The following is a 12,677-nucleotide window of genomic DNA, read 5'->3' on the forward strand; positions in this document are numbered from 1 at the left end:
TGAAGAAGCCGGCGACCAGACCGATCAGCAGGCCGATGGCGATGCTGATGCCGGCGGCGCCGAGGCCGATCAGCAGCGAGATGCGACCGCCATAGAGAATGCGCGCCAGCACGTCGCGGCCGTAGGCGTCGGTGCCGAGCAGGAACTCCGAGCTGGAAGGCTTCAGTCGCAGCGCCGGCGCCAGCAATTGCGGATCGTGCGACGTCAGCCACGGCGCAAAGATCGCCGACAGGATCACCAGCGTCAGACAGACCGTCGCCACCGCGATGATCGGCGTCGCCGTGAGGAAGCCGAAGGAGGGGCCGCTGCGCGTCGGCAGGGCCGCATTGGGAAGGGTTTCGATCGCCATCTACGGAGTCCTAGTAACGAATTCTCAGTAACGAATTCTGGGATCGAGCAGCGAATAAGCAAGATCGATGAGCAGATTGACCAGCACGTAAATGCCTGAGGTCAGCAGGATCATGGCCTGGATCACGGGAAAGTCCCGCGCCAGCACCGCATCCACCGTCAGTCGCCCGACGCCGGGCAGGTTGAACACGCTCTCGGTGACCACGACGCCGGAGATCAGCAGCGCGAAGCCGGTGCCGATCACGGTGATGACGGGCACCGCGGCATTGCGCAGCGCATGGCGCAGCAGCACGCCTGACTCGTTGATGCCCTTGGCGCGCGCGGTGCGGACATAGTCCTCGCCGAGCACGTCGAGCATCGCGGCGCGGGTCATGCGCGCGATCAGCGCGACATAGATGAAGGACAGCGCGATGGTCGGCAGAATGATGCGTTCGAAGAACGGACCAAAGCCCTTGAAGATGCTGCGGAAGCCCTGCACCGGAACCCAGCGCAGTTCGATCGCGAATATCTGGATCAACACATACCCGATCACAAACACCGGCACCGAGAATCCAATGACCGATAGTGCCATAACAAAACGGTCGATCCAGGTGCCGTGCTTCCACGCCGCGATGACGCCGAGCGGCACCGCCACGAGAATCGAAACCAGCATGACGCTGAGCGCCACGCTGAGCGACGGCTCGACGCGCTGGCTGATCATCTGCAGCACCGGCACATTTGAAATGAGTGAAGTGCCGAGATCGCCGTGCAGCAGCCGGCCGATCCACGAAATGAACTGCGTGTAGAGCGGTTCGTTGAGGCCGAGCTGGGTGCGAATGCGGTCGAGCTGCTCCGCCGTCGCATTGTCGCCGGCGAGGATCGCCGCGGGATCGCCGGGCGTCAGCCGCAGCAACAGAAACACGAACAGCGCGACCACGCCCATCACGGGAATGGCGGCGAGAACTCGTCGAATGAGATATCCGAGCATGGCCGTTCCTATCGGGCGCTGGCCGACGTCATCGACGTCGAGCAGCGCGTGGTCGGGAACGAGGCCGGCTCGTTGCAGATGTTGATCATGGTTCCTACTGTCGCAACTTACGTCTGTTCGGGGTCAGCAAATCCTGTGCCACCGCTACGGTTCCACCGCTGCCCTTCGCGCGCCGGTATTGCCGGTGCGCAAACCTTGCATCAATCCAGCGTCGCCAGCAAACCGGCCATCAGGCGGCCGCGTTCGACCAGGCTGTCGACCTCGATGAATTCGCCCAGCGTATGCATGTCGGCGCCGCGGACGCCAAGGCCGTCGAGCGTCGGGATGCCCATCGCACCGGTAAAATTACCGTCGGAGCCGCCGCCCGAGCTTTCATGCTGCAGATCGACGCCGAGCCCCTTGGCGATCATCCGCGCCTTTTCATACAGGGCCATGGTGCCGGCATCGGGCTCCCATACCGGACGCGTCACGCCGCGCGTCACCTTGAAGGTGACTTCGTTGGCGGTACCGTTCAACGCCATCATGCGTTCGACGCCGGCGTCGAGATCGGCCTGGCGCTTGGCCATGCTGAGCGCTTCGCCGGTGCAGGATGAGGCCACGCAGTTGACCCATTGTCCGCCATGCACAATGCCGACGCTGAAGGTACAATCGGGGCCGGTCATCGCATCGATGGCGATGATCTGGCGCGCCATTTCGCGGATCGCGGAGCGGCCGTTCGACAGCGTCGCGCCGGAGTGGCTCGGCTTGCCGATCGCCTCGAGATTGAAACGCGCGATGGCGTAACGGCCGGTGACGACGCCCTTGCCGCCGCGGCCGGCGGGCTCGGGCACCAGCACGTATTTGTTGCGCGCGGCCTCCGCCTCGATGATGTCGCGCGTCGAGGGCGTGCCGACTTCCTCGTCGGGCGTGAACAGCACGGTGATCGGCAGCGGTGTGGTGAAGGAGGCGCGGGCGAGCTGGCGGATCGCTTCCAATGAAAGATAATTGCCGCCCTTCATGTCGCAGATCGCCGGGCCGTAGCACTTGGCGCCGTCGCGGCGCCACGCCAGCTTCTCGATGGTGCCGACCGGATGCACGGTATCCATGTGACCCGCGATCAGGATGCCGGGCTCGCCGAATTTCGGATGCGGGAAGCGCGCGCGAATGCAGCCGCCGAATCCCATTCGTCCGGCCACGCGTTCAATGGTCGCACCCATGATCGCCATGTCGCGCGCGGCGAGATCGAGCATTCCGTTAACCGCGTTCGCATCCCAGGTCGGGCTCTCGCACTCGACCCACGTGCGCAGGCCCTGCAGCATCTCTTCGGTATCAAACGGAAGGTTGGCGGGATTCATCGGCTTGTTCCTTGTCGATCGCATTCGCTCGCCGAACAGAAAGCTACGTGTCGTGGGCACGTCGTTCGGCGTCGGGGGTGACTTAGCAGCATGAGAATTGGGTTTGCAAATCACGCTGTGCATCATCAAGCGCTCGCGTCGCACGATCTGAAAACGCGCATTGACGCGCTCCACGCTTGATGCAAGTCTTTGATGTCTAAAAGAATAAGCGGCAGCGCGTGGTGACGCCTAAAATTCTATCGCGCTGCATAATGAATCATCGACCGATGGTCAGTTTCAAGTCAGGAGAGATCTTATGTCCACCATCTCACGTTGGCGACACTCCGCCGCGTTCTCTAAGTTGACGCTGTCCGGCGTGATCGTTGCGGCTGCACTGGCGCTGCCGGCGTTTTCGCTTCCGGCGCTGGCTGCTGGCAAGACCATCACTGCGGTGATGCATTCCGATCTGCGCGTGCTCGATCCCGGCATTACCACCGCCTATATCGTGCGCGACCACGGCTACATGGTTTACGATACGTTGCTGGCGATGGATGCGGACTTCAAGGTCCAGCCGCAGATGGCGAGCGTCAAGGTTTCCGACGACAAGATGGTCTACACCTTCACGCTGCGCGATGGCCTGAAGTGGCATGACGGCCCGGCTGTGACCGCCGAGGATTGCGTCGCCTCGCTGAAGCGCTGGGGTAAGAACGACGGCATGGGCCAGAAGCTCATGGACTTCACCAAGAGCATCGAGGCGCCCGACGCCAAGACCATCGTGCTGACGCTGAAGGAGCCCTACGGCCTGGTGCTCGACTCGATCGCCAAGCCGTCGTCGCTGGTGCCGTTCATGATGCCGAAGCGTCTCGCCGAAACGCCCGCCGGCAAGGCGATCGCCGAGCAGATCGGCTCCGGCCCGTTCAAGTTCGTGCAGGCTGAATTCCAGCCCGGCGTGAAAGCCGTCTACGAGAAGAACAAGGATTACGTGCCGCGTTCCGAGCCCGCGAGCTGGGCCGCCGGCGGCAAGGTCGTCAAGGTCGATCGCGTCGAATGGATCACCATGCCCGATGCGCAGACCGCGGTGAACGCGCTGCAGTCCGGCGATATCGATTTCATGGAGAACGGTCCTTACGATCTGTTGCCGGTGCTGGCCAAGGACAAGGAGCTCAAGATCGAGGTCCTCAATACGCTCGGCTACCAGACCCTCGGCCGCATGAACTTCCTGTTTCCTCCCTTCGACAACGTCAAGGTCCGCCGTGCCGCCTTCCTGGCGATGAACCAGAAGCCGGTGCTCGACGCGCTGATCGGCAATCCCGAATATTACAAGGTCTGCGGCGCGATGTTCGCCTGCGACACGCCGAATGCCACCGACGTCGGCGCCGAAACCCTGATCAAGGGCAACGGCATGGCGGAAGCCAAGAAGGCGCTGGCCGAATCCGGTTATGACGGCACTCCCGTCGTGATCATGGCGCCGACCGACGTGTCGACGCTGAAGGCGCAGCCGATCGTGGCGGCGCAGCTGCTGCGCGACGCCGGCTTCAAGGTCGAAGTGCAGGCCACCGACTGGCAGACCGTGGTGACACGCCGCGCCAGCCAGAAGCCCATCAAGGAGGGCGGCTGGAACATGTTCTTCACCAACTGGGTCGGTGCGGACATTCTCAACCCGGTCTCCAACGTCTCCATCTCGGGCCGCGGCAAGACCGGCGGCTGGTTCGGCTGGTTCGAGGACGCCAAGATCGAAGAACTGCGCGACAAGTACGCCCGTGCTGCGACGCCCGAAGAGCAGAAGGCGATCGCCGCGGAAGTCCAGGCCCGTGCCCTCGAACAGGTCGCATACCTGCCGCTCGGCGAATACCGGCTCCCCAGCGTCTGGCGGACGTCGCTGACCGGCGTGTTGCCGGGTGCTGCGACCCCGGTGTTCTGGAACATCGACAAGAAGGACTAACCGGCGCCGCCACGGCGGCTCGGGTTTCATCAATGTCGGCGCCGGCCTGAGCGATCAGGCCGGCGTTGTCGCGTGCGGGGAGCTTTTGCTGACGCGCCGCGTTGGGGTATAGAAGCGTTTCAATCGTCGTGGCGTCATCCGCCAGGGCGCCGCTTATTCTCAGCCCACGCGAGTGCACCTCCATGGCGATCAGCGACACCAAATATCAGTCGGGCAGCTACACCGACCGCGTCGAGCAGGCGATCGAAGCCAACGATGTCGAGGCGCTGGTGGAGTTCGCCTATGGCTATCCCTGCCGCTGTACCAAGCTGAAAGGCGAACCGCTGTGCGTCTGCCAGATGCAGGCCCAGGCACTGCGCGCCAAGGTGGTGCCGCTGGCGCTGTTCAAGGGCAGGATCGAGCGGGTCGGATAATCAAGGTCGTCGCGTGGCTCGCTGTTGAGCATGGTGGCCTGGTGCGGACGGCGGGAATCGAACCCGCACGACGTTGCCATCGAGGGATTTTAAGTCCCTTCCGTCTACCAGTTCCGGCACGTCCGCATAGGTGGTCTGACCGGCGACTGGCGTCTTCCGGTGAGGAGAACGCTGATCGACAGTGCGAGCCCGTCTCTGCATAATCGACAAGCAGCTCCAAGGCAAAGAGCGTCTGCGCCGGTCGGTCGGCCGCAAAACCGTCGCCGCCTCAATCCCGTCACCCCGTATTGCTTTACGCAACCTCAATGTTGTCGGGTTACCACATCGCATGATCGATCACCGTTTCCATCTCCGCTCATTGACGCGCGCCGCCGCGCTGGCGTCGCTGCTGGCGCTGGGTGCTGGCCTTGGCGGCTGTGCCGGGGTCGGTGACAGCTTTGCCTCCGGCGCCTTCGTCGATCCCGCGAAATACGACCTGTATGACTGCAAGCAGCTCGAAGGCGAGCGCAAGGCGCAGGCGGCGCGCACCGCGGAGTTGCAGGGGCTGATCGACAAGGCGCAGACCGGCACCGCCGGTTCGGTGGTGGGCGAAGTCGCCTACCGCAACGATTACATCTCGGCGCGGGCGTCGGCGAAGCTGGCGGAAGCCAACTGGCAGCGCAGCAAATGCGTGGAAACCGCGCCGCCGATCGTGGCGCCGGCGGCCACCGCGCCCAAGGCCGCGTCGCATCGATCGGGCAACGCCGCCCATTGAGCCCGCCGATGCGGGCCGTGTCGCGTTCTCACAGTTTCCAGTCGTAGATCCAGTCCTGCCGCGCCTGCAGCCGGGCAGGGCCCAGTGCCGTCATGGCGAGGTCGCGCGCCAGCGCCATCGGTCCGCGCAAATGATAGATCTGGCCGGACTGCCGCGCGGTGCGCTGTACCCGGCCGACCCGCGCCCGGCGCATCGCCGCGTAGCGCGCCAGCCCGGCCCCGATGGTGGCGGGGTCGTCGATCGACCCGGCCAGGCCTTGCGCCAGCACCGCGGCGTCCTCGATCGCCATGCCCGCGCCTTGCGCGGCAAACGGCAGCATCGCGTGGGCGGCGTCGCCGAGCAGGGCTACCGGGCCCTGGGCGGCGTCGTGCCAGACGCCGCCGTCGGACATCGTGGACAGCGCCCAGCGCCGCCAGTCACCGACCGCGCCGATCATCGACCGGGCAGGGCCCGGCCAGCGCGCCGCGGCAAAATGATCTCTGAGTTCGGCGGCGTCGCCGGGTGCGCTCCAGCCCGGCCGGTTCCAGGCGCCCGGCATGATCGCCACCAGGTTGATCTGCTGGCCGGCCGACATCGGATAGGCCACCAGATGCGCCTTCGGACCCATCCATAACTGCACCCGGGAGGGCGTCAGTTCTTTCGGCAGTTGCCGCGCATCGACCGTGCCGCGCCAGGCAATCAGCCCGGCGAAGGTCGGTTGGGCGTCGGGAAACATTTGCTGCCGCACCGCCGACCAGACGCCGTCGGCGCCGATCAGCGCCAGCGCCGGTTCTTGCTCGCGCGCCACACCGTGGCGTTGGCCGACCGTCACGCCGGCGGCGTGCACGGCAAAATCCTCGAACCCACAGCCGAGCCGCAGTTCGATCGCCGGGGTTTGCCGGACCTGCGCCAGCAGCGCGGCCTGCAGGTCGGCGCGGTGGATCAGCCAGTACGGCGCGCTGTCGCGCAACGCGCCATTGGTGCCGAGCGGCAGCCGGATGACTTCGTCGCCACTACGCGCACTCATGATGCTGACGGCGTCGGGGATCGTCACATGCGGGGCGAGGCGCGTCTGCAGGCCGAGGCCGATCAGGACGCGGCTGGCATTGGGCGACAGCTGCAGCCCGGCGCCGGCTTCTTCCAGCCGTTCGGCCTTCTCGAGGATGACGATGCGAAAACCCTTGGCGGCGAGCGCCAGCGCCGCCGTCAATCCGCCAATGCCGGCACCAGCGATAACGATGGTGCGCGACGTCGCCATCGGCGGAGAATCAGGCGACCTTGTCTTTCACCACGCATTCCGGCGGGCGCGATTCGCCGGCGCCGAGGTCGGGGGCGAAACGGTACAGCGTCGAGCAATACGGGCAGATGATCTCGTTGTCGTTGCCGAGGTCGAGGAAGACGTGCGGATGATCGAACGGCGGGTTGGCGCCCACGCACATGAATTCCTGCGAGCCGATCTCGATGATCGGAACGCCGGCATCATTGTGGAAGTGCGGAACGACGTGATCGGACATCTTCTTTACCTTTGCTCGCAACGGCTGCGGACGAAAACCGGGTGTCGCGCCGTTCAGTGCGACGCACCATAGTAGGGGGTGGCGGTGATTCCAAGGCTGCGAACGCTGCGCTGATGGAGCAAATTCGACACAATCCCGTTAGGTTCGAGAAGCCCTTCTTTCGTCGGGGCAGTTGTGTCCGGAAAACGGCGCACCACCTGTCATAAAGGTGCAAAGATAGGGTTTTGCGCGCGATGGGGCTGCTCCGGATCGACACGGCACTGACGGGAATTGCGGTCTGCGCCACCATTGGCCTGTTGCTGTGGCCGAGGGCGCACGACGCCGGCGCGGTGCTCGGCGCGCAGGACGATCCGGTGGCACTGGCCGATGCCCAGCTCCGTGCGGAGCTGAAACGCGATCCGGCCGTGCTCGCCCGCCACATCGAGGATGCGCTGGCGGCGAAGGACGCCGATCTGGCGCAAAGTTTTGTGGAGGTCGCCGCCGCCAACAAGGTCGCGCTTCCCGACGACATCACCGCGCGCGTCAAGGACGCCGTCGCCGAGGAAAACTCTGCCTCCTATTTCGCCGGCAAATTCGCCACCGGATTCGTCACCGGCAATGCCGACGATATCGGCAGCATGTCGGGCACTGTGGCCGGCGATCTGTTTGTGTTCGGCGACATCCGCGACGTGGTCCGCGAAGGCAAGCACCTCGCCATGGGCGAGGATACCGACCACCTGATTCTGGGCCTCGCCGCCGCCGGCCTCGCGGTGACCGCGGCCACCTACGCCACCGTCGGCGGCGCCGCCCCGGTGCGTGCCGGACTGACGCTGGTGAAAGATGCCCGCAAGCTCGGCCGGCTCGGCGAGGGGCTGACCGCATGGGCCGGGCGCTCGGCGCGCAACGTGGTCGATACGCCGCTGCTGCGGGCCGCGATGACCGATGCCTCGATCCTGCGCCCGGGCCAGACCATCGATGCGGTCAAGGCGGCGTTTCGCGGCGACAAGGCCGGCGGGCTGGTGAAACTGGCGCAGGATGCCGGCCGGGTCGGCGAAAAGGCCGGCGTGCGCGGCGCGATGGACACGCTGCGCATCGCGCAGGGGCCGAAGGATGTCGCGCGCATCGCCAAGCTGGCGGAAACCAAGGGCGGCCAGACCCGCGCGATCCTGAAGATGTTCGGCCGCGGCGCCATCCTGCTGGTCGCGGGCGCGTTCAACATGACCCTATGGGTGTTCTGGGCGGTGCTGATGCTGTTCGGCTTGCTGTGCTCCATCAAGGCGACCACGGAGCGTGCGACCTCGTCATGGCTGCAGCATTCCAAGGCGCGGCGGCTGCGCCGCGAACTGCGCGCCCGCCATGAAATGGCCTTGCGCCCCACACTGGCGGCGGCATCGCTGCGCGGCTGAATTGATAATCTTAAGCTCCGATCCAGCATCATCCTGAAACTTCACCCCGCGGCGTGGAGGGCTTCATCTTTTTGCCGGAACTTGCCACAATACAGCGGTAACGATCCAGGGCAACGGCCACCAACCCCCCAAAGCAGCATTTGTGTCGGAGGAGATCGCATCTATGCCATGAACGCCTTGGCAGGATCGAACGGGATCTTGGCATGATGAAGCTCACGGGCGAGAAGCGTTTTCCACTGCCCCGCGGCGTCGAACGAAATATAGGCGATGCCGTCAAAGTCGGATGGCTTTTCTACGTCAGCCTTCAAAAGGGCTGCTACGTTGGCCGGTCCGAGTTTCCCGATGAAGAAACCGAGTTCAAATACGACGTTCTGGCGGGCTCTAAGCTTATTTGCTCCGGCGCCGGCTATGCCGCCCTCGTCATCCGGAGTCATCAGAACCACAGCGAAACTCGCGCCTTCTGACTCCTCCCTGAATTTTGTGAGCAGGTGCCGGCCGCCATTGGGCCGTAGATGCAGAATGATTGGATCGAGTCCAATCGCGCGAAGGAACAACGCAACTTCGTTCTTACGGCATCATCCCTCCCATGGACGAGAAAAACTTTGTCGCCAGGAGTAGAAGCGGGTTGCTGGGGAGTCTGAGAAGTATCTGGGACCTTGTCAGCAATATCGTCCTCGAGAGCTCGAATGGCTTGTCGAAGCATAGAAATCGACTGCACTTTTCCTTCTGCCAGATACTGACGCGCCTCGCGCGCGTCGATTTCGTCGTAGTTCTGCGGGTCACCCCAATCTCCACCACGGCTCATGTGAGGCCCATTGTCCAATGAGGCAGCGCGGCTAAATCGATGGTAAGTAGGCGTATCATGTCCGAAGGCTGCCGATAGCGCGCCATCGATTGCAGCTTCAAGCGCCATCACTTCCGGTATTCGATATCTCTTCTGCACCTTCTGAGGATCAAAAGCGTCGAGTTCTTGAATGCAATTTTTAAACCGATCGATGCGACGACGCATCTGATCAACCGTTAAGGTCGGAGACTCTATAGGTGATTTAGGACGACGCGGTGCCATGCATTCCTCAACATTTCTTACATAAGATGATCATTGCATCGCCGTGAACAGAGCGAAGCGCTTTTCCAAATTCCGTTTGCTTGGAGAATTTTCCGCATCTTTTGGCCATCGGAGGGGTTTGCCGCTCAGCTTGATATAGGACGATGCTTTGAGTGTCTCCGCGATCACCACGGTTCGTGTCGTCGGGTCTATGGATAGCAGTCCGCAGTCAAAAAGGGTGTGAAGATCGGCCCGAAGTATTAGACCATTCGACACGTGGTTTGTGAGAGGTCCCATATGCGGCGTGATATGCGCTGCTTCAAGCACGTCCACGACCGAACATCCCGTAATTGCGCAGCGTCGCCCATAGGCTTCTAAGAGTGTCGCTCTGAAAGCGGGCTGGCCTCTCCGCAATCGGATCGCGCGGATGGCACGTTCTCGTTCGTCCGTGACGCTATCTGGGTCAAAGGCGGGATCGTCCCCTTCTTCGCTGGTGATGCGAGGCAGTCCTGAAAATAGCGGAGCAAGGTGCTTTTCCAGCTCTGCAGTCAGGCTCTCCGGCACGCTAATTCCGCTGGATTGGGTGAAGATAATCTTTTCCGGAACCATCTTGCTGATGATCTCGTCGCCGATCAGGAATTGTCGTACAGGATCGACCAACTGCTCGAAGCGGATCTTGGCGCGATGCCTTGGTTTGCTATCTGTGTCGGTTGGGTCCGCTTGGAGGCGTGGTGCTTCGATTATTTCGCCGACACCGAACACGCCCTTCGGATCGGAACCTTGCTTATATAGATATACTCGGTCACCGACCCGCGCTGACCGGTGAGAGGCGATCCGCCATAGCGCCGTCGTATTTGCCGGCCCCGCCTCGAAGCGCTGTACTAGCTTGCTTAACTCCTCCGCTGGCCATCCCTTCGGGGAAGTGGAACTTAGAGGTTTGTACGTCAGCCAATAAGCAGGCATCTAAGGGACTACTCTCGGTCATGCATCAAAAGGGGCGGAGGGTTTGAATTCCGATAAAAATGATCACTCGACGATAGAAGATTGCTCCCACCATCTAGCCGCCCAACTGTTGTTCCAATGGTTGCATGGAGGGGGCCGAAGAACTAACGCGATTGAGATGGCTTCATTGATGGTACTCCTACGGTACTCCTAAGGGTGGATTTTCTGCATATGTTCTCGACTTTTACTCGTGGCGGCTCCAATGATATCAATGGGTTAGGTAAGGAGGTCACGATCGCCTATCTCGACGAAGGCGAGGGCGATCCGATCGTGCTCGTCCATGGCTTTGCCTCCAGCAAGAACGTCAACTGGGTGTACCCGACCTGGGTCTCGGAGCTGAGGAAGAACAACCGCCGCGTCATCGCGCTCGACAACCGCGGCCACGGCGAGTCCAGCAAGCTGTACGATTCCGAAGAGTATCATATAGGCACCATGGCGGGCGACGTGCGCGCGCTGCTGGCGCATCTCGGTATCTCTCGCACCGACATGATGGGCTATTCGATGGGCGCGCGCATCACCGCCTATATCGCGGAAAGCCATCCGGCGCTGATCCGCAGCGCGATCATCGGCGGCCTCGGCATCGGCCTGATCAAGGGCGGCGGCCCCGGCGAGAATGTCGCCACCGCGCTCGAGGCGGATTCGCTCGACGACGTCACCGATCCCGTCGGCCGCACCTTTCGCGCCTTCGCCGACCAGACCCGCTCCGATCGCCGCGCGCTCGCCGCCTGCCTGCGCGGCTCGCGGCGCCTGATGACCCATGACGAAGCCGCGCGTATCCAGGTGCCCGTGCTGATCGCGGTCGGCACCACCGACGAAATCGCCGGCTCCGCGCAGGAATTGCAGCAGGTGATCGCGGGCTCCGAAGTGCTCGACATTCCCAACCGCGATCACATGCGCGCGGTTGGCGACCGCGTCTACAAGGAAGGCGTGCTGGACTTCCTGTCGCGCCGGCCGTGACGCCGTCGGCCATGAAGGTGCGCGGCTACACCTTGTTTTGACCAAACGGCCGCCCATTTTGGATGCACGCCTCGCGCCGAGGCAGTTTGTTGCTCCGCCCCGGAATATCTGCCGAATCAATGGGTTGGCAGACATTCACGGGGTAGGGCAGCGTTCATCATGGCGCGGCGCGATCCGCGACAGAACCCGGCTTTGTGCTATAGTGCACGACCGAACAGCAGAATTTGCGAGTCCAGCATGGCCGTGCAGAACATCAATCCGCAGAACGCAAAAGTCGCGACGCTCGATCCGATCTGGGACCGGATTCGCGCGGAAGCCGAGGACATCGTGCTGCGCGAGCCCGAGCTGGCATCGTTCGTCTATTCCACCGTGCTCAACCACGCGCGCCTCGAAGAATCGGTCGTGCATCGCGTCGCCGAGCGGCTCGATCATTCCGCGCTGTCGGGCGATCTGATCCGCCAGACGTTTGAGGAGGCGCTGCGCGACGAACCCGACCTCGGCAACGCCTTCCGCGCCGATCTGGTCGCAGTGTTCGACCGCGATCCCGCCACCACGCGCTTCATCGATCCGCTATTGTACTTCAAGGGCTTCCACGCCATCCAGAGCCATCGCCTGGCGCACTGGCTGCTCAACAAGGGCCGCAAGGACTTTGCATGGTACCTGCAGAGCCGGGCCTCCGCGGTGTTCCAGACCGACATCAATCCGGCCGCGAAGATCGGCCGCGGCATCTTCCTCGATCACGCCACCGGCTTCGTGGTCGGCGAGACCGCCGTGATTGAAGACGACGTGTCGATCCTGCATGGCGTCACGCTCGGCGGCACCGGCAAGGAGAACGAGGACCGTCATCCGAAGATTCGCAGGGGCGTCCTGATCGGCGCCGGCGCGAAAATTCTCGGGAATATCGAGGTCGGCCATTGCGCGCGCATCGCCGCGGGTTCGGTGGTCGTGAAGCCGGTGCCGCACAACGTCACCGTGGCCGGCGTGCCCGCCAAGATCGTCGGCGAGGCCGGCTGTGCCGAGCCGTCGCGCACCATGAACCAGATGCTGAACGCGACCGG

The 12,677-nt window shown here is 63.3% G+C and carries 13 protein-coding genes, 1 tRNA gene and 1 pseudogene; 6 read left to right on the plus strand and 9 right to left on the minus strand.

Features of this window, described 5'->3' with window-relative positions; all coding sequences use genetic code 11:
- From JWR89_RS23315 to JWR89_RS23325, 3 genes and pseudogenes are all read right to left on the minus strand, one after another.
- Window positions 1–349: pseudogene (locus JWR89_RS23315) on the minus strand (ABC transporter permease); the annotation flags it as partial.
- Between the two features lie 24 nt (window positions 350–373).
- Complete coding sequence (locus JWR89_RS23320; protein ID WP_299720528.1) at window positions 374–1,315, minus strand: ABC transporter permease; 942 nt, start codon at window positions 1,313–1,315, stop codon at window positions 374–376.
- Between the two features lie 200 nt (window positions 1,316–1,515).
- The gene (locus JWR89_RS23325; RefSeq protein ID WP_299720529.1) at window positions 1,516–2,649 is read right to left on the minus strand and encodes a M20/M25/M40 family metallo-hydrolase; all 1,134 of its coding nucleotides are present in this window, start codon (window positions 2,647–2,649) and stop codon (window positions 1,516–1,518) included.
- A gap of 295 nt (window positions 2,650–2,944) precedes the next feature.
- Between JWR89_RS23325 and JWR89_RS23330 the strand changes: the two genes are divergently transcribed.
- Together JWR89_RS23330 and JWR89_RS23335 are read left to right on the plus strand one after the other, a co-directional pair.
- Window positions 2,945–4,570, plus strand: coding sequence for an ABC transporter substrate-binding protein (locus JWR89_RS23330; protein ID WP_299720530.1), 1,626 nt, complete (start codon window positions 2,945–2,947; stop codon window positions 4,568–4,570).
- Between the two features lie 182 nt (window positions 4,571–4,752).
- Window positions 4,753–4,983, plus strand: coding sequence for a hypothetical protein (locus tag JWR89_RS23335; RefSeq protein WP_299720532.1), 231 nt, complete (start codon window positions 4,753–4,755; stop codon window positions 4,981–4,983).
- 39 nt (window positions 4,984–5,022) lie between these two features.
- On the opposite strand, the gene JWR89_RS23340 is transcribed toward JWR89_RS23335, so the two are convergent.
- Window positions 5,023–5,109, minus strand: a tRNA-Leu gene (locus tag JWR89_RS23340).
- Window positions 5,110–5,311: 202 nt separating this feature from the next.
- On the opposite strand from JWR89_RS23340, the gene JWR89_RS23345 reads away from it, so the two are divergent.
- A complete protein-coding gene (locus JWR89_RS23345) occupies window positions 5,312–5,737 on the plus strand; it encodes a twin-arginine translocation pathway signal (RefSeq protein WP_299720534.1) in 426 nt (141 codons plus the stop codon).
- Window positions 5,738–5,765: 28 nt separating this feature from the next.
- Here the strand turns inward: JWR89_RS23345 and JWR89_RS23350 are convergent, their stop codons facing one another.
- Entirely contained in the window at window positions 5,766–6,974 is a 1,209-nt protein-coding gene (locus tag JWR89_RS23350; protein ID WP_299720535.1) for an FAD-dependent monooxygenase, read from the minus strand.
- 10 nt (window positions 6,975–6,984) lie between these two features.
- Window positions 6,985–7,230, minus strand: a complete 246-nt coding sequence (locus JWR89_RS23355; protein WP_299720537.1) for a zinc-finger domain-containing protein — start codon at window positions 7,228–7,230, stop codon at window positions 6,985–6,987.
- Window positions 7,231–7,463: 233 nt separating this feature from the next.
- Here JWR89_RS23355 and JWR89_RS23360 point away from each other — a divergent pair, with 233 nt between their 5' ends.
- The gene (locus JWR89_RS23360) at window positions 7,464–8,615 is read left to right on the plus strand and encodes a hypothetical protein (protein WP_299720539.1); all 1,152 of its coding nucleotides are present in this window, start codon (window positions 7,464–7,466) and stop codon (window positions 8,613–8,615) included.
- A gap of 161 nt (window positions 8,616–8,776) precedes the next feature.
- On the opposite strand, the gene JWR89_RS23365 is transcribed toward JWR89_RS23360, so the two are convergent.
- Genes JWR89_RS23365 through JWR89_RS23375 form a run of 3 tightly spaced genes read right to left on the minus strand, consistent with a single transcriptional unit; the run spans window position 8,777 to window position 10,422 of the window.
- Window positions 8,777–9,154 (minus strand): nucleotide-binding protein, encoded by a 378-nt coding sequence (locus JWR89_RS23365; RefSeq protein WP_299720547.1) that lies wholly within the window; start codon window positions 9,152–9,154, stop codon window positions 8,777–8,779.
- Window positions 9,049–9,681 (minus strand): hypothetical protein, encoded by a 633-nt coding sequence (locus JWR89_RS23370; RefSeq protein WP_299720548.1) that lies wholly within the window; start codon window positions 9,679–9,681, stop codon window positions 9,049–9,051. Before JWR89_RS23370 ends, JWR89_RS23365 begins: the two co-directional genes overlap by 106 nt.
- 30 nt (window positions 9,682–9,711) lie before the next feature.
- Complete coding sequence (locus JWR89_RS23375) at window positions 9,712–10,422, minus strand: HNH endonuclease (RefSeq protein ID WP_366143009.1); 711 nt, start codon at window positions 10,420–10,422, stop codon at window positions 9,712–9,714.
- A 411-nt stretch (window positions 10,423–10,833) separates the two neighbouring features.
- Here JWR89_RS23375 and JWR89_RS23380 point away from each other — a divergent pair, with 411 nt between their 5' ends.
- Window positions 10,834–11,619 carry an alpha/beta hydrolase gene (locus JWR89_RS23380; RefSeq protein ID WP_299720543.1) on the plus strand — a complete coding sequence of 262 codons (786 nt, stop codon included), beginning with the start codon at window positions 10,834–10,836 and terminating at the stop codon, window positions 11,617–11,619.
- Between the two features lie 237 nt (window positions 11,620–11,856).
- The coding region (gene cysE, locus JWR89_RS23385) for a serine O-acetyltransferase (protein WP_299720545.1) at window positions 11,857–12,677 on the plus strand (821 nt) is incomplete at its 3' end.

The sequence above is a fragment of the Tardiphaga sp. genome (assembly GCF_028290785.1).
In the GTDB taxonomy this organism is placed as follows: Bacteria; Pseudomonadota; Alphaproteobacteria; order Rhizobiales; family Xanthobacteraceae; genus Tardiphaga.